Annotated in this window: 18 protein-coding genes; 10 read left to right on the top strand and 8 right to left on the bottom strand. The window is 46.8% G+C overall.

All coding sequences use genetic code 11. The features are described from left to right. The first annotated feature begins 2 nt into the window (after positions 1 to 2). Positions 3 to 365 carry an ATPase gene (locus tag R7Z41_RS09930; protein ID WP_213870230.1) on the top strand — a complete coding sequence of 121 codons (363 nt, stop codon included), beginning with the start codon at positions 3 to 5 and terminating at the stop codon, positions 363 to 365. A 218-nt stretch (positions 366 to 583) separates the two neighbouring features. On the opposite strand, the gene R7Z41_RS09925 is transcribed toward R7Z41_RS09930, so the two are convergent. From R7Z41_RS09925 to R7Z41_RS09915, 3 genes are read right to left on the bottom strand one after another with little or no spacing between them, the layout of a single operon-like run. Beyond that, complete coding sequence (locus R7Z41_RS09925) at positions 584 to 1,840, bottom strand: PTS ascorbate transporter subunit IIC (RefSeq protein WP_005384349.1); 1,257 nt, start codon at positions 1,838 to 1,840, stop codon at positions 584 to 586. 9 nt (positions 1,841 to 1,849) lie between these two features. Next, positions 1,850 to 2,137 (bottom strand): PTS sugar transporter subunit IIB, encoded by a 288-nt coding sequence (locus tag R7Z41_RS09920; RefSeq protein WP_171342666.1) that lies wholly within the window; start codon positions 2,135 to 2,137, stop codon positions 1,850 to 1,852. A gap of 59 nt (positions 2,138 to 2,196) precedes the next feature. After that, the gene (locus R7Z41_RS09915; protein ID WP_005384357.1) at positions 2,197 to 2,640 is read right to left on the bottom strand and encodes a PTS sugar transporter subunit IIA; all 444 of its coding nucleotides are present in this window, start codon (positions 2,638 to 2,640) and stop codon (positions 2,197 to 2,199) included. A 248-nt stretch (positions 2,641 to 2,888) separates the two neighbouring features. Here R7Z41_RS09915 and R7Z41_RS09910 point away from each other — a divergent pair, with 248 nt between their 5' ends. Next, positions 2,889 to 3,917 carry a LacI family DNA-binding transcriptional regulator gene (locus R7Z41_RS09910; protein WP_005442357.1) on the top strand — a complete coding sequence of 343 codons (1,029 nt, stop codon included), beginning with the start codon at positions 2,889 to 2,891 and terminating at the stop codon, positions 3,915 to 3,917. An 85-nt stretch (positions 3,918 to 4,002) separates the two neighbouring features. Here the strand turns inward: R7Z41_RS09910 and phnX are convergent, their stop codons facing one another. The 3 genes from phnX to phnW all read right to left on the bottom strand — a co-directional run bounded on the left by phnX (position 4,003) and on the right by phnW (position 7,417). Next, positions 4,003 to 4,818 carry a phosphonoacetaldehyde hydrolase gene (gene phnX / locus R7Z41_RS09905; RefSeq protein ID WP_225478028.1) on the bottom strand — a complete coding sequence of 272 codons (816 nt, stop codon included), beginning with the start codon at positions 4,816 to 4,818 and terminating at the stop codon, positions 4,003 to 4,005. 89 nt (positions 4,819 to 4,907) lie between these two features. Continuing rightward, on the bottom strand, positions 4,908 to 6,287 hold the full coding sequence (locus R7Z41_RS09900; protein ID WP_171342664.1) for an aspartate aminotransferase family protein: 1,380 nt from the start codon (positions 6,285 to 6,287) through the stop codon (positions 4,908 to 4,910). A 26-nt stretch (positions 6,288 to 6,313) separates the two neighbouring features. Further along, positions 6,314 to 7,417, bottom strand: coding sequence for a 2-aminoethylphosphonate--pyruvate transaminase (gene phnW / locus R7Z41_RS09895; RefSeq protein ID WP_005432490.1), 1,104 nt, complete (start codon positions 7,415 to 7,417; stop codon positions 6,314 to 6,316). A gap of 266 nt (positions 7,418 to 7,683) precedes the next feature. Between phnW and R7Z41_RS09890 the strand changes: the two genes are divergently transcribed. From R7Z41_RS09890 to R7Z41_RS09870, 5 genes are all read left to right on the top strand, one after another. Then, entirely contained in the window at positions 7,684 to 8,694 is a 1,011-nt protein-coding gene (locus R7Z41_RS09890) for a putative 2-aminoethylphosphonate ABC transporter substrate-binding protein (protein ID WP_005384363.1), read from the top strand. 507 nt (positions 8,695 to 9,201) lie between these two features. Beyond that, positions 9,202 to 10,308, top strand: a complete 1,107-nt coding sequence (locus R7Z41_RS09885) for a putative 2-aminoethylphosphonate ABC transporter ATP-binding protein (RefSeq protein ID WP_206970434.1) — start codon at positions 9,202 to 9,204, stop codon at positions 10,306 to 10,308. 8 nt (positions 10,309 to 10,316) lie between these two features. Beyond that, complete coding sequence (locus tag R7Z41_RS09880; RefSeq protein WP_005445406.1) at positions 10,317 to 12,041, top strand: putative 2-aminoethylphosphonate ABC transporter permease subunit; 1,725 nt, start codon at positions 10,317 to 10,319, stop codon at positions 12,039 to 12,041. A gap of 9 nt (positions 12,042 to 12,050) precedes the next feature. After that, positions 12,051 to 12,755, top strand: a complete 705-nt coding sequence (gene phnR, locus R7Z41_RS09875) for a phosphonate utilization transcriptional regulator PhnR (protein WP_005442366.1) — start codon at positions 12,051 to 12,053, stop codon at positions 12,753 to 12,755. 66 nt (positions 12,756 to 12,821) lie between these two features. Beyond that, complete coding sequence (locus R7Z41_RS09870) at positions 12,822 to 13,727, top strand: EamA family transporter (protein WP_206970433.1); 906 nt, start codon at positions 12,822 to 12,824, stop codon at positions 13,725 to 13,727. Positions 13,728 to 13,795: 68 nt separating this feature from the next. Here the strand turns inward: R7Z41_RS09870 and R7Z41_RS09865 are convergent, their stop codons facing one another. Both R7Z41_RS09865 and R7Z41_RS09860 read right to left on the bottom strand, forming a co-directional pair. Continuing rightward, positions 13,796 to 14,347 carry an outer membrane beta-barrel protein gene (locus tag R7Z41_RS09865; RefSeq protein WP_005374044.1) on the bottom strand — a complete coding sequence of 184 codons (552 nt, stop codon included), beginning with the start codon at positions 14,345 to 14,347 and terminating at the stop codon, positions 13,796 to 13,798. Between the two features lie 12 nt (positions 14,348 to 14,359). Further along, positions 14,360 to 15,286, bottom strand: a complete 927-nt coding sequence (locus R7Z41_RS09860; protein WP_005384371.1) for a VirK/YbjX family protein — start codon at positions 15,284 to 15,286, stop codon at positions 14,360 to 14,362. A 412-nt stretch (positions 15,287 to 15,698) separates the two neighbouring features. On the opposite strand from R7Z41_RS09860, the gene R7Z41_RS09855 reads away from it, so the two are divergent. The 3 genes from R7Z41_RS09855 to R7Z41_RS09845 all read left to right on the top strand — a co-directional run bounded on the left by R7Z41_RS09855 (position 15,699) and on the right by R7Z41_RS09845 (position 18,914). Continuing rightward, entirely contained in the window at positions 15,699 to 16,058 is a 360-nt protein-coding gene (locus R7Z41_RS09855) for a DUF3316 domain-containing protein (RefSeq protein ID WP_017819758.1), read from the top strand. Between the two features lie 217 nt (positions 16,059 to 16,275). Then, positions 16,276 to 17,676, top strand: a complete 1,401-nt coding sequence (locus tag R7Z41_RS09850; protein WP_206970431.1) for an FAD-dependent oxidoreductase — start codon at positions 16,276 to 16,278, stop codon at positions 17,674 to 17,676. A 113-nt stretch (positions 17,677 to 17,789) separates the two neighbouring features. Continuing rightward, a complete protein-coding gene (locus tag R7Z41_RS09845; RefSeq protein ID WP_017819760.1) occupies positions 17,790 to 18,914 on the top strand; it encodes a M14-type cytosolic carboxypeptidase in 1,125 nt (374 codons plus the stop codon). Positions 18,915 to 19,164: the final 250 nt, after the last annotated feature.

Here is a 19,164-nt window from a genome sequence, read left to right as displayed (position 1 = left end):
CTATGAAGAAGTTGACCTTACTTTCTTTGTCTGTGGTAGGCGCTACCGCACTATTGGCAATCGGACTGAGCTCAAGCAGCTTGGCAAACAATCAAGGATTTCCTCTCGTGGATGAACGCCAAGATCAAGCCGAGCAGCAACCTGCGCGTTACTTTGTTAAGTATCATGAAGGAAAAGAGAGCGAAGTGAGAGCGCTTCTTCGTCAGCACAACATTGAAGTGGTCGACGCTCTGGTGAAACAACACGTGTTGGTTGTGGTGGGTGAACAGGCGGAAGTCGAGAAGCTCGCGGATCACGATGCGGTCGAATACACCGAGCAAGAGCCGACAAGAAAGCTGCTATCTAACGGAAGTACGCTTCAATAAGCTAAACTTGCTTAAGATAGTGCCAAAAAGAAAAACGCCCCTCACGTGAGGGGCGTTTGTTTTCTTTCTACGATTGTTTTGTATGATTATTTTTTATGACTGGTTTCTTCTAAAGCTAGTCGCTTGCTATGACTAGAGATTCTTGAAGATTGATGCCGATGAGCCTATTCGCGCCTCAATCAAGTCAGTTATCAGCTAGTCATATTCAGACTAACCACTTAGCGAACAATCAGACCCAGTAGGATACCAACAGCGCCGAAGTCTGCGTCACTGAAGGTCGTGTTAGCAAAGCCTAGGTCACCAAGTACTGGCATTAGGAATACTGGTAGGAAGGTAATCAGTAAACCTTGCGCAAAAGCACCTAAGATTGCACCGCGACGACCACCTGTAGCGTTACCAAATACACCTGCTGCAGCACCTACGAAGAAGTGTGGAACGACACCAGGGATAATCACAGTAAGACCCATCACGTAAAGTAGGAACATACCCAAAAGACCCGCCGCAAAGCTCGATAGGAAGCCCACCAATACCGCGTTTGGTGCGTATGGGAATACAACCGGACAATCAAGCGCAGGTTTCGCGTTTGGTACTAGTTTGTCTGAGATGCCTTTAAACGCCGGAACGATTTCTGCGATAACCATACGTACACCTTGAAGGATAACGTACACACCACCGGCGAATGTGATGGATTGCATCAGTGCGAACATGAACCAGTGCTTACCACCGCTAACTTCGCGTACAAAGTCACCGCCAGCGAAGATACACGTCACCATAAAGATGATGCCCATGGTGAACGAGATTGCTACAGGCGTATCACGTAGGAACAACAAGCTCTTAGGTACGTTCATCTCTTCAGTAGAGTGTTCTTTATTACCGAACTTGCTGCCAATAAAGCCCGCTAGTACGTAAGAAAGGGTAGAGAAGTGACCAATCGCAACGTCGTCAGAACCTGTTACTTGCTTCATGTACTTGTGAGCAATCGCAGGGAAGAACACCATCACAGAGCCCACAACTAGAGAGCCAAGCGCGATCAGTGGAACACCTTTCATGCCGCTAGAAGCAAGGATCGCCGCTACCATCATTGACATAAATAACGTGTGGTGACCCGTTAGGAAGATGAATTTCCATGGCGTGAAGCGAGCGATCAGAATGTTCACTAACATACCGAAGAACATGATCATCGCCATCTCTTTACCAAACGCTTCTTGTGCGATAGAGACGATAGCTTCGTTGTTTGGAACCACGCCAGTGATGCCGAACGCGTGTTGGAAAATCGTCGCGAAGTCACCCAGAGAAGTTACAACCAGACCCGCACCCGCACCAAGCACGATGAAACCAAGAATAGTTTTTACCGTGCCTTTAATACACTCAGTGACTGGTTTTTTCTGGGCAATTAAGCCGATTAGGGCGATAAGACCTACCAGAACCGCCGGCTCTGATAGGACGTCGTTCATTAAGAAACTGAAAAATTCCATAACGCCACCTTATAGAGCGCCAAGCTCTTGAAGTGCTGCAGATAGACGCTCTTTCATTGCCACTTTGTCGACCATGTTATCAAGCGCAACGATTCGTGGTTCAACGCCAAGCGCGTTCAACTGTTCAACGATGTCGTTAGTACCGATGAAGATGTCACAATCCGTACCTTTTGCAGAGCCTAGATCGATATGATCCACTTCTGCGTTTACATTCAATTCTTTCACGATGCCTTTGATGCTCATTTCCATCATTAGGCTAGTACCAAGACCGTGACCGCAAACAACCATAATTTTCATAATTCAGACCTTTTCTTTTTATAGGGGTGTATGCCCATTTTTTAAGGGCACATCAGGAGTTAGTATTTTTCGATGATCGCGAGAACATCTTGTGTGTTTTGAGCGGTGCAGATGGCTTCTACATGCTCTTCATTCATAAACAACTCAGCCAGTTTAGAAATCGCATCCACGTGCGAGTTACTGTCTGTCGCGGCTAGCGTAACCAGCATTTTTACTGGGTCGTTACCTTCAGAATCGAAGTTCACGCCGTTTTGAATCACTGTGATGGCAAGAGACAAACGGTTAACGCCATCTTCAGGGCGAGCGTGTGGCATTGCCATACCAGGACCTACCACGTAGTAAGGACCGAGCTCTTCGTGTGAGCGGTAAATAGCGTCCACGTAGCTTGGCTCAATCGCGCCATTTTCAATCAGTGCTTCACAGGATTTGCTCACCGCATCTTTCCAGTCAGTAGCATCAGAATGGATGCGAATCACATCAGAGGTAATCAGTTCACGTAGCATTGGATCTTTCCGGTTTGTTGTTTTGTTGATGGGTACTTTATCGATCAATTTGTCAGAAAAACCTGAGAATGATCACAAATGGTAGCGCTATCTGATAGCGCTATCATAAATTGTGATAGCGCTACCATTTTTATCAGTCATCCGAGTTTCATATGCTTGTGATCGACTTCTAATGCGCTAATATCAAAACCACTAAAACGCTGTGGTAAGATGTCGCGGCAGAAAATAGAGAACACTAAATAAGAACAATGAGCGAACCTCGCAAACGAAGAAGTACTGGCAATGTCACCTTGGCGGACGTCGCTAAAAAAGCCGGCGTAGGCACCATGACGGTGTCGCGAGCATTACGAACGCCCGAGCTAGTATCTGACAAGCTGAGAGAAAAGATTCAACAAGTGGTTGATGAGCTCGGCTATATCCCGAATAAAGCGGCAGGGGCTTTGGCGTCTGCTGAAAGTTACTCCATCGCTCTTATCATTCCTTCCCTGTTTGAAAAAGCGTGCGCGCTTTTCTTACCGAGCTTTCAACAAGCGTTGAACAAAGCGGGTTATCAGTTACTGCTTGGCTACAGCGACTACTCGGTAGAGCAAGAAGAGAAACTGCTTTCGACATTTCTTGAGAGCCGCCCAGCCGGAGTCGTGCTGTTTGGTAATGAACACAGCCAACGTACTAATCAGCTTTTGGAAGCCTCGAACACGCCAGTATTGGAAATTGCTGAGTTAAGTTCGAAAGCCAGTTACCTCAATATCGGTGTTGACCATTTTGAGGTGGGTAAAGCCTGTACCAAGCATGTGATTGAGCAAGGCTTCAAGAACGTGGGCTTCATTGGTGCGCGTGGGGATCACTCCACTTTGCAACGTAAGCTACACGGCTGGCAAAGCGCGATGATTGAGAACTACCTTGCACCGGACCATTTCTTAACCACCCACGAAGCGCCATCTTCACAATTAGGTGCGGAAGGGTTGGCAAAGTTATTGCTGCGCGATTCAAGTTTGAATGCTCTGGTATGTAGCCATGAAGAGATTGCGATTGGCGCGTTGTTTGAGTGTCATCGCCGAGTGCTGAAAGTCCCGACTGACATTGCGATTATCTGTTTGGAAGGCTCTTCTATGGGTGAGCACGCCTACCCAAGTTTGACCTGTGCGGAATTCGATTACGAACGTATGGGGACGAAAGCCGCAGACAAGTTACTGCAAGCCATTAAAGGTGAGCCTGTAGAACATGCAACGGACATGGGCTTTAAGCTAAAACGCCGAGCGAGTACTGCGATCAACTAACCTCATTTGGTTAGAAACTAATACGTGATACAAAAAACCTCTCGATGCTGAGAGGTTTTTTATGTGTGAGAATAATGATTCTCTACTACGGACGCTCACCTGCTGCTAAGCGACGTTCGATATCTGCAACCACTTCAGGGAAGTCAGCAATGGTGTCGATGAGGTAATGCGGCGAGCTCTTGAGCAATTTTGCACGCGCTTTTTCACGGGCGGCATTAAGCGTTGCTTCGTCCGCAGCTTGGTATTCTTCAAACGTTAGACCTGCTTCGTTACCAGAAAGTAATAGACCAACGGTCCACATACCGGCGTTATGACCTTCATCGATGCCCGGTGCGGCGTCATCCACTTTGACACACGTATTAACGTCCGTTACATTCAGCTCAATCACGTTTTTCAGTGCCATAAATGGTGCTGGGCGACCACCTTGCGGCAGGTCATCCGTTGCTACCACGTAATCCGGTTTGTAGCCGTAATCCGCTGCCACTGGAATCAGTACGTCCATCACTTCGCGAGGGTAACCAGAACAAGAACCGATCTTGATGCCTTTGTCTTTCAGAGCGTTCACAACTTCAATCGCATTAAGGATTGGCTCTGCGTGGTCAGCCACTTTTGCTTTTTGCAGCGGCATGAATGCTGCGTAGATAGCGTCGATGTCTTCGCTGGTCATTGAGCGACCAAACTTCTCATTCCAGCGCTTATCAACTGCAGGAATACGACCCACTGCTTGGATGTGATCCCACTTACCAAGACCCATTGGTTCGCGCGCTTCTTCAAGGTCGATTTCAAAATCAAAGCCTTGTTTGAACGCTTCCACAAAGATGCTGGTTGGCGCAAAAGAGCCGAAATCGACGATAGTGCCAGCCCAGTCAAAGATCACTGCTTGAATTGGTGAGTTGCTCATGTTCAATCCTTTTTCTTGCTTGCCAGAGCGCTGCCTACACATTGGAACCGCGCTCTGGATAAATTGGTTTTTGTTGAGGTCTATTGACCCTAAATGTAGTTAAAGTCTTTATACACTTTGGCGATGGCTTCTTCGAAGATCGCCAACGCTTCTGTCAGTTGTTCGCGAGTGATGATCAGCGGTGGGCTGAGTTGAATCACGTTACCTTGCGATACCTTGAAACTCACTCCGTTGTTGAGGCATTGGTACAGCACAGCTTCCGCTTCGTCATACGCGCGTGCTTTGCTTTCGTGGTCAGTGACCAACTCAATGCCCCACAACATGCCGATGCCACGCACATCACCAATCACTGGGTATTTGGCTTTCATCTCTAGCAGCTTTTCACGCATGAACTGGCTGTCGGCTTTGGCTTTATCTAGCAAGCCGTCTTGCTCAATGGCTTCCATGGTTGCCAGTGCTGCAGCACAACCGATAGGACTTTTCTCATGAGTGTAATGACCCATGGAGATTTGCTCGGCGGTGTTGTATTTGTCTTTGGTTACCATGGCTGCGATAGGCACTAAGCCTCCGCCCAAACCTTTTCCGATGCAGAGTATATCTGGCTCGATGTCGTAGGTTTGGTAGGTAAACCATTCACCGCTGCGACCCATACCGTTAGGGATGTCGTCGATGATCAGCATGACATTGTGTTTGTCACAGATTTCACGGATGCGTTTCCAGTAGGCTTTACTTGGCACTTGAACATCTGTGTTGCGAACCGCTTCTGCGATAAACGCGCCCACGCCGCCTTCTTTCTCAATCACGTATTCAAGGTAATCGGCGTAATGCACATCGCTGCTGTCCGCAACTGGGAAAGCGCCACGGTAAGATACGGCTGGTGGAATGCGTTCAACACCTGCCATTAATGGCCCCATGCCTTGTCGGAAACACGCTTCGCCACCTACTGAGATGGCATCCAACGATGCGCCGTGGAAGGAATCCCACAGAGACACCACCTTGTAGTTGCCCGTGATGTGGCGCGCTAGTTTAAGTGCCATGCCAACCGCAGATGTGCCACCTGGAGCAAACAGCACGCGGTTCAATTCGCCGCCACAGATTTGGGTGAGCTTTTCGGCACATTCAATTGCGGTCTCGTTGGTAAAACGACGTGGTGAAAACGGCAGTTTGGCAATTTGCTCTTGCACGCGTTTAATCACATGCGGATGACCGTAGCCCAGCTGATGGACGTTATTGCCATGGAAATCCATGTACTTTTTGCCTGTAGCATCTTGGATGTAGATGCCTTCTGCTGCTTCCAAGGTATCTAAGCAAGGTGTCGACATTGCTTGATGAAGAAATACCTCTGAATCACGCTTTAACAAGGCTTGCGTGCGTTCGTCATCCATCGATGCATTCCAAGCTTGGCGCGCTGGTGTCGTGTTGACATCGCCTTCGCTACGGAAATGGGTCGGTTTGATATTCTGAGTCATAACGCTTTCTCAATCAGAAGGTTGCTTTACGCAACTTGCCAGTACATTGCTTTTTCAATCGCACCGATTAAGCGCTCGATATCTGCTGGGTAAACTTCTCCAATGTTGCCGATGCGGAAGCAATCTGCGTTCGATACTTTACCCGGATAAATCACGAAGCCTTGCTCTTTCAAACGCGTGTAGAACGCTTTGAATTGGTAATCACTGTGCGTCGGAGAGTAGAAAGAAGTGATGATTGGCGAGTGAAGGTCATCACTCAGTAGCGGTTCGAAACCCAAAGAGCGCATACCTGCAACCAGTGTTTTCTGGTTAGTTTGGTAGCGGTTATGACGAGCCTCAATGCCGCCTTCTTGTTCCAGTTCTAGCAATGCTTGGTAGAAAGCGCGAACTGTGTGCGTTGGAGACGTGAAACGCCATTTGCCGTGGTTCACTTCCATACAGTGCCACTGGTCGTAAAGATCAAGGCTCAAAGAACGCGCCTGACCTTGGCACTTTTCTAGCTCAGTTTGTTTCGCAATCACAAAGCCAAAACCCGGTACGCCTTGAATACATTTGTTTGCAGAGCTGATCATAAAATCGATGCCTAGCTCTGCGATATCGATAGGAATGCCACCAAAGCTCGACATGGCATCGAGAATCACCACTTTACCGTGTGCTTTTGCCGCAGAAGCAAATGCCTCAATTGGGTTAAGCATGCCAGTGGTTGTTTCACAGTGAACAATTGCCACGTGTGTGATAGCAGGATCCGATGCCAATGCAGTTTCCACCTCGTTCAAGTGTGGCTGTGATGTTTCGCCTGGGGAAACTACATGGCATGGAATATTTAGGTAATCAGCGATCTGAGCGATACGCGCACCGTAAGCACCGTTGTCGACAACCAACAATTTTCCATCTTTGCCAATAGCACTGCCAATCGTTGCTTCTACTGATGCGGTGCCGCTACCTTGCATTAGTACGCTGGTGTAACCGTCTTGCTCCGTCGCCAGTTTTACAAGCTTAGTGCGGATCACTTCTACAATGTCTTTGTTGTATTCATCATCCCAAGTACACCAGTCTTTTAGCATGGCTTCACGTACTGTTTCAGAAGTAGATAGAGGACCTGGAGTCAGTAGTAGGTATTCGTTTTTCATCTCGATTTCCATCAGAATAGGCTAATTGGTCTACACCAAATTTCAAGTTCACTCTAGCGAGGAAGAAAAGGGCAGTAAATAGGCGAATCTCCAATTTCATAAAACTTTAATATCCAGAAAATGGCGGATTAATTGAACGATTATTCATCGATAATTTTCGTAAAACTGCCATTTAATGGTCATGAATTCGTCACAAAGGCTCAGTAGGGTGTATATCGTCAACTGGTACAGACCAAATGAAAACTTAGCCAAATTAACTGGAGAAAATGATGAAAAACCGTTTGATGAAAGGATCGCTGGCTGCACTTGTCTCTCTGCTAGCTACGAATGCAATGGCAGCACAGGAAGTCACGGTTTACACCGCTTTCGAAACTGACATTCTTGCTAAATACAAGTCTGCGTTTGAGAAAGATAACCCAGATATCAAGATTAAGTGGGTTCGCGATTCCACCGGTATCATGACGGCGAAATTGCTGGCAGAAAAGAACAACCCTCAAGCGGAAGTGGTTTGGGGTCTTGCTGGCTCGTCAATGGCACTGCTTAAAGATGAAGGTCTTCTTAAGCCTTACACACCAAAAGGTTTGGAAGAGCTGCACGCGAACCTAAACGACCCTCAATCAAACCAAGCTTGGTTCGGTAACGATGCGTTCTTCAACGCAGTTTGTTTCAACGAAGCGGTAGCGAAACAACTTAACCTACCGAAACCAACGTCTTGGGAAGACCTAACAAAGCCGGTTTACAAAGGTCACATTGCAATGCCTAACCCTGCGTCTTCGGGCACTGGCTACATGCAGGTTTCTGCTTGGCTACAAAACATGGGTGAAGATCAGGCATGGAACTACATGCGTGACCTAGACAAGAACATTGCACACTACACGCACTCTGGCTCTAAGCCATGTGTTCAAGCGGGTATGGGCGAAGTGGCTATCGGTATCTCGATGGCGAGCCGCGGCGCGAAGCTGAAAACACAAGGTGCACCACTAGCGGTTATCACACCAAAAGGCATCGGCTGGGAATCAGAAGCCGTTGGTCTTGTAAAAGAGTCGGATGCAGCGAAGCGCGTTGTCGACTGGTCAATCTCTAAAGCAGCAAACGAGCTTTACGTAGAAATGTATCCGGTGGTTGCACATAAAGAAGTGAAAGCGACTGTGTCTAACTTCCCGAACGTTCAAGAGAACATGGCGAAGATGGACTTCGCGCAAATGGGCAGCAAGCGTGCAGAGATTCTAGCGGCATGGTCTGAGAAGTTCGACGCGAAATCAGAGCCAAAGTCTTAATCGAATTTGCTTTGAGTTGAATGTTGAAATCCACCTCGATTGAGGTGGATTTTTTGTTTTCTCTGTTATTTCAGAGTTTGTTGAAAGTAGATTCCTAGTCTCACCTAGGTTCGCTGGAATGACGGACTTAAGAAAGTTGGGATCTTCTATCCGCACTCACAACGTCATTCTCGAGAGCGACGAAGGAGTGAGTCGGGAATCTCAGAATATAGTGCTTGTAAGAGATTCCGGATGGCTCGCTTAGGCTCGTCCGGAATGACGATCTTAAGTATATGGAGTGAAGGTCAAAACTTGTCGTTCTGAGCCGCGAATGTGATTTCAGAATTTATGATCCACACTCATCACGTCATTCTCGAGAGTGACGAAGGAGCGAGTCGGGAATCTCTAATTGTCACGTAAACAAACTTCGCTTCCCTTCATCTATTTGTCATCTTCTGGCTATAAATTTGTCATTGGAACGTAACACTCCAAAACTAAAGTTGGTATATACCATTTGGAGCGTGTGTTATGTCAACTAACCAACATTACCTAAATATCGAAAATGTAGTGAAGCAATTCGGACAGTTCACTGCATTAAAGAAAATCTCGCTAGCGATTGAAAAGGGCGAGTTCGTTTGTTTTCTTGGTCCTTCTGGCTGCGGTAAAACCACTCTGCTACGTGCCATTGCAGGTTTAGACTTGCCAACGTCTGGTGCGATTTTTCAAAACGGTCAAGAGACCACATTCTTGCCACCAGAGAAGCGCGATTTTGGCATCGTATTCCAATCTTACGCGCTGTTTCCGAACCTTACCGTGCAAGAGAACATTGCGGTGGGTTTGAAGAACCAAGGCATGTCGACCAAAGAAGCGTTAGAGAAGGTAGATTACTGGTTAGAAACCATTGGTCTTCCAACCTCTGGCGAGAAATTTCCTAACCAACTTTCTGGTGGTCAGCAGCAGCGTGTCGCTTTGGCTCGTGCATTGGCGTTGTCTCCGGGTCTACTGTTATTGGATGAGCCGCTGTCAGCGCTGGATGCAAAAGTACGTGTTCACTTACGTGATGAGATTTGTAAGTTGCAACGCAAGCTTGGCATCACCACCATCATGGTTACGCACGATCAGGACGAAGCGCTGTCGATGGCGGATCGTATCGTGGTAATGAACCATGGCGTGATTGAGCAAGTCGGCACACCGCAAGAGATCTACCAGCAACCAGCAACGCGCTTTGTCGCTGAGTTTGTCGGCAGCATGAACTTTATTGAAACCTCAGTCGCCACGGACTCCCAAGTACGCATTGCAGAAACCCTAATGCCAGCGCCCAGCTTGACTAATCGTAAGATCCAACGCGGTGACCGCTTCGACCTTGCGGTGCGTCCTGAAAGCATCAAATTCGTTGAAAACTACACCAACTCTTTACCTGTGCGAGTTACCGCAACCGAGTTTTTGGGGGCGTTTTTCCGCATTGATTGCGTATTGCAAAACGACAGCTCAACGAAAACCATCGTCGTGGATGTACCTATGGAAACGGTTCAAAAACTCAATATCAAAGCGGGCGATGTACGTTACATCCAGTTTGCTGAAGAAGGGCTGCATGGTTACGCCGTGCCCTCGGTTGATAAAGCGCTAGCGGCGTAGGTGTAAACATGGATGCGAAGACAATGACGATGAATAGCCTGACCACACAAGACAAAGCAAAATCCTTACTCGGACGTGTCAGCCGCGACAACCTTGTGTTGTTCGGTTTGCTCGCAGGCTTGTCGACCATGATGGTGCTGTTCATCTTAATGCCGCTTTGGGCAATGTTGACCAAGAGTGTGCAAAATGCCAATGGCGAATTTGTCGGATTGGCAAACTTTGCGACGTACTTTTCCTCTTCAAGCTTATGGGTATCGGTGGGCAACACCTTCACTTTGGGCGTGATTGTGACCTCGGTAGTTGGTGTGCTTGCGTTCGGTTATGCCTACGCGCTGACTCGTTCATGCATGCCGTTTAAAGGTTTGTTTCAAATCCTAGGCACTGCGCCAATTCTCGCGCCTTCGTTGTTGCCGGCGATCAGTTTGATCTTCCTTTTCGGTAATCAAGGCATTGCTAAAGAGATGCTGTTAGGAAACTCGATTTACGGCGTGATTGGTATCTCGATGGGTTTGATTTTCTGGACCTTCCCTCATGCATTGATGATCTTAACCACTTCGTTGCGCACTTCTGATGCCCGCTTGTATGAAGCAGCCCGCGCACTTAAAACATCGCCCATCAAAACCTTCTTTATGGTGACGCTACCTGCGGCGAAATACGGTTTGATCAGTACGCTTATCGTCGTCTTTACACTGGTTATCACAGACTTTGGTGTGCCGAAAGTGATTGGTGGCAGCTACAACGTTCTGGCGACTGACATCTTCAAGCAAGTCGTGGGGCAACAAAACTTTGCCATGGGGGCGGTGACCAGCATTATGTTGTTATTCCCTGCGGTAATGGCGTTCGGCGCAGACCGCTGGGTACAGAAAAAGCAAAAGAGCTTATTCGACACACGCTCGGTGCCTTATCAGCCAGAACCTAACAAAGCGCGCGACAGCATTTGTTTGGTTTACTGCAGCATCATTTCTATCGCAGTGTTGGCAGTGCTAGGCATGGCGGTGTATGGCTCGTTAGTTACGTTCTGGCCTTGGAACAAAGCGCTGACGCTAAACAACTACAACTTTGCCGAAATGAGCACTTACGGTTGGAGCCCATTCTTCAACTCGCTAACGCTGGCAGGTTGGACGGCAGTTATTGGTACAGCCATCATCTTTGTTGGTGCTTACTGCATTGAGAAAGGGCGCGCGTTTGGTCCAATTCGCCAAGTGATGCAAATGCTCAGCGTGGTGCCGATGGCGGTTCCGGGTATGGTGCTTGGCTTGGGCTACATCTTTTACTTCAACGATGCGAACAATCCTTTGAACGTACTTTATGGCACCATGGCATTCTTGGTAATTAACACGGTAGTGCATTACTACACAGTAGGTCACATGACCGCCCTGACAGCGCTAAAGCAGTTGCCATCGGAGATTGAAGCCACGGCGGCATCGGTGAAGCTTCCTCAATACAAGTTGTTCTTTAAAGTGACATTACCTGTGTGTTTACCTGCGATTTTGGACATTGCGACTTACTTGTTTGTTAATGCATTGACCACGACTTCTGCGGTAGTATTCCTTTACTCAACCGATACGATTCCGGCTTCGGTCTCGATTCTGAATATGGACGATGCAGGTCAAACTGGCGCTGCAGCGGCAATGGCTGTCATGATCATGATTGCTGCCGCAATTGCGAAGATTGTTCAGATGACTTTGGGTAAATTGTTAGAAAATCGCACACAAGCTTGGCGCAAAAGATAAGGACACTTCGTGCAATACGTAAAAATTAAAGATTCGATTGTTGAACAGATTGAAGCGGGCATGCTATCGCCGCGTCAAAAACTGCCAGCAGAGCGTAAGTTGGCGGAGTCGTTCGATACTACACGCGTCACTCTGCGTGAAGCTTTATCACTGCTAGAAGCGGAAGGTCGAATCTATCGCGAAGATCGCCGAGGTTGGTTTATCTCACCTGAGCCATTGCGTTACGACCCAACCCAAACGCTAAACTTCCCGAACATGGCGAAAGCGCAAAATCGTGTGCCAAAAACGGAGTTGGTTGCAGCAAAAGGGACGTTGGCAAACAAACAAGCTGCGCGTTTGCTGGACTTGCAGCCTTTCTCGGATGTGTATCGAGTTGACCGTGTGCGATACCTTGAAGATAGACCTGTGGTGTTCGTAACAAACTACATTCGCCCAGAGCTGTTTCCGAACCTGTTGGACTACGATTTATCAAATTCACTGACGGACATTTACCGCGATCATTATGGCGTGACGTATCAAAAGATTCGCTACCGCATTTCAACCAGCACTTTGTTGGGGGAAATGGCTCAGGCACTGCGTGCGACAGCCGGTACGCCAGCGATGGTAGTGGAGCGCATCAACTACAACCAGCACGGTGAGTTGATTGATTGCGATATCGAGTATTGGCGACACGATGCCATCAGCATTGAATCTCTGGCGGAACTCAATCGTTAAGTGGATTTTCTCATTATCTAAGGCTCCATCTCGGGGCCTTTATTTTATTCAAACAGGAACATTGAAATGGATTTGTTGGCGATTGGTCTCGTCGTTTTTTCTGCTGTTCTCCATGCGGGTTGGAATATCCTTGGTAAAAGCAACTCAGGCTCTGGACTCGCGTTTACTATGGCGGCCAGCTTTTCTGCATGTTTCATTCTTACCCCTTATTTGATTTGGTATTTGGCAACCATTGGCTGGACATCATTACCGAGTGAGTTTTGGGGATTGCTGTTCATTAGCGGCATTTCACAAATGGTTTATCTGGTCGGTTTGATTGTCGCTTATAAGCACGCGGACGTGGGCGTGGTTTATCCCATTGCTCGGGCGTTGCCTGTGATGATGGTCGGCGCAATCAGTGTGGCATTAGGGCATGAATTATCCAGTCAGCAGTGGCTTGGATTCTTGCTGATAACCCTTGGTTGTATGCTGGTACCACTGACGAATTTTCGTCAAATGACGTTGAGCTCTTATTTGAATGTTGGTGTGTTCTGGGCATTGATTGCCGCAATAGGCACAACGGGTTACTCGGTGGTCGATAAAGAAGCGCTGAGTTTACTCACAGGGCAAGCATCAGAGATCTTGAATGATCAATACAGTGCAATCTTCTACTTAGGCGTGCAGTTTTTGGCGATTGGTATTCCTGCCCTTGTATGGTGCTTAGCTACGGGCAAGCCAGATGAGATTAAGACAGCGTGGCAGATCCGCAAAACAGCTAGCATGGCAGGGGTAATGATGGCATCTACCTACGGCTTGGTACTGTTTGCGATGACCATGACAGACAACGTGAGCTTGGTCGTAGCACTAAGGCAAATCAGCATTGTGTTTGGATTGTTTATGGGGATTTGGTTTCTGTCTGAGAAATGGTATCTCACCCGAGGGCTTGGCGTTACTTCTATCGTGGCGGGGGTCATTCTCGCGCTTGCGTATTGACCTATATTCACGAAAAAAGGCAGCGAATGAGCCTCTCGCTGCCTTTTGTATTAACGTGTAAGCCTTGTTTAAAAACGCAGTTGCGCACCAAACATCACGCCGCTAGAGTCAAAATCGCTGTTTTTTGAGTACACATATTCTGCATTCAAACCAAAGTGTTTATAGCTCCAGCCGATACCGCCAGCCGCTTCACCTCCGACACTTGAGTGTTCGATGTTCTTGCTCTGACCGTTCACTTTATAAGTGTATTCGAGAGTGTAGAGAGTGACACCTGCCTTGCCGTACAGTTCGAAACCTGAACCCAGAGGATAGCTAGCATAGCCACTCAAGCGAGGTCCGGAGAAGCTCGTATCGGTGACTTCTGAAATCGGACTCACGAGTATCGAGCCGATACCGTCAAACGCGCCTTTATAACCTGCTTCGATACCAAAGTTATGTGTTGGCATGTAGCGGTAATATATTTCACCTAAGAACATGTCGCCTGATTCTTTGCTTGTCGGAGCATCGTAGTTCACATCGCCATAGCCAATGTTTGTACCTATGATGTGCTCACTGGTTTCTGCATTGGCTGACAAAGAAAAAGCCGACAACACTAAAGCAGTAATGAATGAATAACGCATGAACGCTTCTCCTTAGCTTTTAGCTTGCTCGCCTTTTAATATTTGTTCGAAAGTGATCTTGGTGTTGTCTAGCCATTCATAACGGCGACGATACATCGAACGCTTAGAGCGCGACATGCCTTCGATATCTCGACGGGGTGCATTTACATCAATTGAGTAAAAATGACGATTGTATTCGGTGCCGCCTAATTCTTGCCAGAGTGCATCGTAATCTGTTTTGATTCGCCCTTTGCTGTAGCGCTTAGCTGCGTAAGTATGGGACTGCGTTTTCACTGCTAGAATCGTGTTCACTTCCCAAATTTGTGCGAGCAAAGTGAGCAAGCTCACCATCAAGCTTTTTGGTCTCTGTCCGTAAAGCTTACGAGTTAGCTTTTTAATTTTCGCGTTGTTTTCTTCACTGCTTCGCGGTCCTTGTAAGCCGCCAATCATAATGCTGCGTCCAGATTCGATGTGACCGAGCGTAAAAGAGAGTGTGTAGAAGTTGCCATCTTCAGCGCTGTGCAGCACTAGGCTCATATCGCCTTCTTTTTGATAACGTGCTTCGTATACTAATCTCACCGAGTACAGGATTTCGTCAATTTCAAAAGAGGCTAATGTTAGGCCTTTCGAGTCTGTGTAGATTTCTTCGATTGTTTGTTTAGAAAACAGTTCTGAAATCGTTTTATAGTGATCAACCACCAAGTTAGAACGATCGAACGCTGAGTTGTTTTTGATGATATACGGACGAAACGGCTTCTCTAAAAATCGATGCGTACGTGTACAAAGCAACTCTAACAATGACGATTCAATATTGTCTGAAAGGTGCTTAAACGCACGTTTGTAATAAAGCGCACGTAAGATGAACTTAGCTCTGTAGGTCCAAATTGGCTTGTAGACATCAGCATAATCATCTGAGTAAATCGATTTGCTATGGTAAAAAATGGATTTGTTCGCGGTCATTTTCACTCCAGATTAACTTGTGCTCAATAGCGACAATTAAGAACCGACGGACGAGCAGCGAAGAACCCGAAAAGGAGGAATGCAAAGCACGACTGAAAAGAGGTGGTTTTTGCTGTGTCCGACGTTTGTGTAAGGTTTTGAACACTGTTCTTTTGCTGGGATTCTAAGAGAAAATTGACCTTAGGTATTGTATGGTTTGGTAAGGAAGTGTCAGGTTGAAACCCATTGTTCAAAAGAAAGAAAATGCGAATGTCGGCTGAATATGACGTTGAGTTGCTAAGTTAATGTGAAATAAGTTGAACGAAAATTGAACATTATTTGAAATTGTTTTGACGTGTTTTAGGTCTTTATACGTACCTTATAAGTATCGAGCCAATTTTGGCCCGATGTAAAGGTAAGTAAGGAGAGGTTTATGAAACGCTTAACAACTTTAGCAAGTACGATTGCTCTGATTGCTGCACCTTCTATGGCTCTTGCTGGTGGTTATCAGTGGACAAACGATACCGAAACTATCCATGGCGACGTAATGGATAGCAAACAAGCGGCTTATGAAATGGGCCGAGACATGATCCAAAGCTACCAAAATAAATCATCTGGACAACTCCGTGATGAGTTTACGAGCCTTACAACGTATGTTGATCGCCAATCGTTTTCTATCACTGACTCAAAAGTCATGGTAAATGAGTTCTTGCAAAGTGACGGGCAAGTTGTTTACCAGCCTATTCTCAATGTTCAATACGAGTACCGCATGCGTGATACCGGTAAATACTAACCAGTAAGACGGACTTGAATTGTTTACCACTAATATTTTTTGCTGTTTGTTTTGGGGAGCCACGAGCTCCCCATTTTTTTTGTCGAAAGCGAAAATTTTCACACTCTCAGTGCAACATTTTCTATCGCTCAGCGTTAGATTTTCTTGCTCGTTGATTGTCATCATCGTTTGTAAAGTGTTTGCGGAAATGGATGTAACGCACTAACGAGGATACCCGATGACACATCATTCATATTGGTTCAAGCAGGCAATTGAAGCTGAGCAACCAGAAACGCCACAACCGTTACAGCAGAACATTAATACTGACGTTGCGATTGTTGGTGGCGGATACACCGGACTTTGGACCGCGATTATGATTAAGCAGCAATCTCCGGAAAAAAAGGTAGTCGTGATTGAAAAAGGCCTTTGTGGCAGTGGTGCATCGGGCGCAAACGGCGGTTGTATGCTGACTTGGTCTACCAAGTTTCCGACATTGAAACGGTTATTCGGTGAAGAACATGCTGCTTGGTTAGTAAAAGAGTCGGAACAAGCAGTGCTAGAGATTGACGACTTTTGTCAGCAGCACAACATTGATGCGCACTTATCTTTGAAAGGGGTTTATTACACTGCAACCAATCAGGCTCAAACTGGGGGAATGCAGCCAGTTGTGGACGAGTTAAAGCGATTAGAAGTGAACAGTTGGCGTCGTTGCTCGGTGGAGGAACTGCGTGCCAATGCGGGTTCACCTCGACATATAGAAGGCTTTCACTCTCCAGTTGCAGCCAGCGTTCAACCTGCATTATTAGTGAGGGGGTTACGCCGTGTTGCTATTGATCTGGGTGTAGAAGTTTATGAGAACACGCCGATGACGCGTCTAGATTATGGAAAACCTGCCACTGTCTGTACACCTAAAGGAAATGTTCAAGCGCAGCAGGTGGTATTGGCATTAAATGCATGGATGGTGGAGCAGTTTAAACAGTTCAAAAACAGTATCGTTGTGGTCTCTTCCGACATGGTGATCACCAAGCCGCTTGGTGACGCACTACCTCTATCTGGTTGGCAGGCAGGTTCTAGCGTGTTGGATTCACGTATCTTCGTCCACTATTACCGAGATACGCCAGATGGCCGTTTGATGTTGGGGAAAGGCGGCAATCAGTTTTCTTTCAATAACCAAGTTGACGTAATGTTTAACAAGCCAACACGCTACCAAGGTCTACTGCGCAAGTCGTTCGATAAGTTGTTTCGTCATTTGAGAGGAGAGGAGTTTGCTTATTCATGGACGGGGGGCTCTGATCGTTCTGCTACTGGTTTCCCTTTTTTCGGCGAGCTAGATAAACAGAGCAATATCTTTTACGGATTTGGTTATTCAGGCAATGGTGTAGCGCAGACTCGAATGGGCGGAAAGATCTTATCTTCATTGATATTGGGAATCGATAACGAGTGGACGAACAGTGGTTTAGCCAAAGGACCGTTGGGGTATTTCCCACCAGAACCGCTTCGCTGGACCGGGGCTATGATAGTGCGCAACGCGGTACGTCGAAAAGAGGAAGCAGAAGATAACGAGAAAACGCCGTTTATCTGGGATAAGTGGCTAGCAAAACTCGCGGGACCAGCAGGCAAAGCGGATAAGCTTGACTAAACTGAAGACTTTAGCCACAAACGAGACAGTTTGCAGTGAAAGTCATTGGGGCGCGATGAAGCCTTGTGTTAGCCTCTGTCTTTCAAGCTCAGATTTAAAAGGTGAGTCATAAAGTGAAAGTATTCAGCAACTTCGATAGCGGCAGCATTCACGTAGTGAAAGCGGACGACAAAAACGACATCCAACTCAAAATTCCTAACGACAATATGTCGGAATTCTACCAGTGGTTCCACTTCCGTCTTGAGACAGAAGCCGAGCAATCACACACCATCAAATTGCTTGATTTGGCTAAATCGGCTTATCCAGAAGGATGGCAAGGTTACGATGTGGTTGCGTCTTACGATCGTGAAGAATGGTTCCGAGTACCGGCAGAGTTCGATGGCGACACGCTGACTTTCACTGTAATCCCTGAGCGCAGCTCAATTTACTTCGCGTACTTTGCGCCATACACGTACGATCGTCATTTAGACTTGTTACACATGGCACAAAGCGCGCACCACTGCCAACTAGAGACGCTTGGTCATACGCTAGATGGCAATGACATGAGCTTGCTTACTTTCGGTGAGCCAGAAGAAGGCAAAAAGAAAATCTGGATGATTGCACGTCAGCACCCAGGTGAGACCATGGCGGAATGGTTCATGGAAGGTATGATCCAACGTCTGTTAGATGAAAACGACACGGTTGCGCGTGCATTGCTTGAAAAAGCGGTGCTTTACGTCGTACCAAATATGAACCCAGACGGTGGTATTCGCGGTCACTTGCGTACCAACGCAGTAGGTGTAAACCTAAATCGTGAATGGCAAACGCCATCAATGGAAAAGAGCCCAGAAGTCTACCTTGTGCGTCAGCGCATGCTGGAAACGGGTGTTGACATGTTTTTAGATATTCATGGCGATGAAGCGATTCCGTATAACTTCGTCGCTGGCTCAGAAGGTATTCCTTCTTACGATGAAAATCTTGCCGCTTTAGAGACATCATTTAAGCAAGCGTTACTGACTATTACGCCAGAGTTCCAAGATGAGATTGGTTACGATAAAGATGAGCCTGGTAAAGCGAATTTGACGGTGGGTTCAAATTGGGTTGCAGAGCAGTTCAAATGCTTGTCTTACACAATCGAAATGCCATTTAAAGATAACAACAATCACCCAGATCCACTTTACGGTTGGTCTCCTGAGCGTAGTGTCTTGTTTGGGCAAGATGTATTAGCTGCAACGTTAACCGTAGCGGATAAAATTTAGCGCGACGAGTTAACGCTTTTTCATTATTTCGAAAACAGCTCATTTAAATGAGCTGTTTTTTTGTGCTCTCCAGATCCACGCTCCCCTGTAAAAATTTGTTGCCATTCACAAGCTTAAATGATGATTCTTAAATTTGAGAAAGTGGCTTTTTATGGTGATTTGCGTCACAGAAAGTTGGCTTCTTTGTGATATTCTCCGCAACGAATTGACTATGGCTAAACCAACGCAACGAACTTTGTTTTTCGGTTGG

Origin of the sequence: Vibrio sp. 1457, assembly GCF_033340195.1 — a bacterium.
GTDB classification, from domain to species: Bacteria; Pseudomonadota; Gammaproteobacteria; order Enterobacterales; family Vibrionaceae; genus Vibrio; species Vibrio alginolyticus.
The sequence above is the reverse complement of the archived record's forward strand: the minus strand, read 5'-3'. Positions and strand labels throughout refer to the sequence as shown.

Bases quoted from the DNA above. Each gene is read 5' to 3' on its own strand.
- R7Z41_RS09855 (WP_017819758.1), top strand. From the start codon at position 15,699: ATGAAACGCTTAACAACTTTAGCAAGTACGATTGCTCTGATTGCTGCA.
- R7Z41_RS09915 (WP_005384357.1), bottom strand. From the start codon at position 2,640: ATGCTACGTGAACTGATTACCTCTGATGTGATTCGCATCCATTCTGAT.
- R7Z41_RS09910 (WP_005442357.1), top strand. From the start codon at position 2,889: ATGAGCGAACCTCGCAAACGAAGAAGTACTGGCAATGTCACCTTGGCG.
- R7Z41_RS09880 (WP_005445406.1), top strand. From the start codon at position 10,317: ATGGATGCGAAGACAATGACGATGAATAGCCTGACCACACAAGACAAA.
- R7Z41_RS09930 (WP_213870230.1), top strand. From the start codon at position 3: ATGAAGAAGTTGACCTTACTTTCTTTGTCTGTGGTAGGCGCTACCGCA.
- R7Z41_RS09920 (WP_171342666.1), bottom strand. From the start codon at position 2,137: ATGAAAATTATGGTTGTTTGCGGTCACGGTCTTGGTACTAGCCTAATG.
- phnW (WP_005432490.1), bottom strand. From the start codon at position 7,417: ATGAAAAACGAATACCTACTACTGACTCCAGGTCCTCTATCTACTTCT.
- R7Z41_RS09865 (WP_005374044.1), bottom strand. From the start codon at position 14,347: ATGCGTTATTCATTCATTACTGCTTTAGTGTTGTCGGCTTTTTCTTTG.
- R7Z41_RS09860 (WP_005384371.1), bottom strand. From the start codon at position 15,286: ATGACCGCGAACAAATCCATTTTTTACCATAGCAAATCGATTTACTCA.
- R7Z41_RS09870 (WP_206970433.1), top strand. From the start codon at position 12,822: ATGGATTTGTTGGCGATTGGTCTCGTCGTTTTTTCTGCTGTTCTCCAT.
- R7Z41_RS09890 (WP_005384363.1), top strand. From the start codon at position 7,684: ATGATGAAAAACCGTTTGATGAAAGGATCGCTGGCTGCACTTGTCTCT.
- R7Z41_RS09850 (WP_206970431.1), top strand. From the start codon at position 16,276: ATGACACATCATTCATATTGGTTCAAGCAGGCAATTGAAGCTGAGCAA.
- R7Z41_RS09885 (WP_206970434.1), top strand. From the start codon at position 9,202: ATGTCAACTAACCAACATTACCTAAATATCGAAAATGTAGTGAAGCAA.
- phnX (WP_225478028.1), bottom strand. From the start codon at position 4,818: ATGAGCAACTCACCAATTCAAGCAGTGATCTTTGACTGGGCTGGCACT.
- R7Z41_RS09925 (WP_005384349.1), bottom strand. From the start codon at position 1,840: ATGGAATTTTTCAGTTTCTTAATGAACGACGTCCTATCAGAGCCGGCG.
- R7Z41_RS09900 (WP_171342664.1), bottom strand. From the start codon at position 6,287: ATGACTCAGAATATCAAACCGACCCATTTCCGTAGCGAAGGCGATGTC.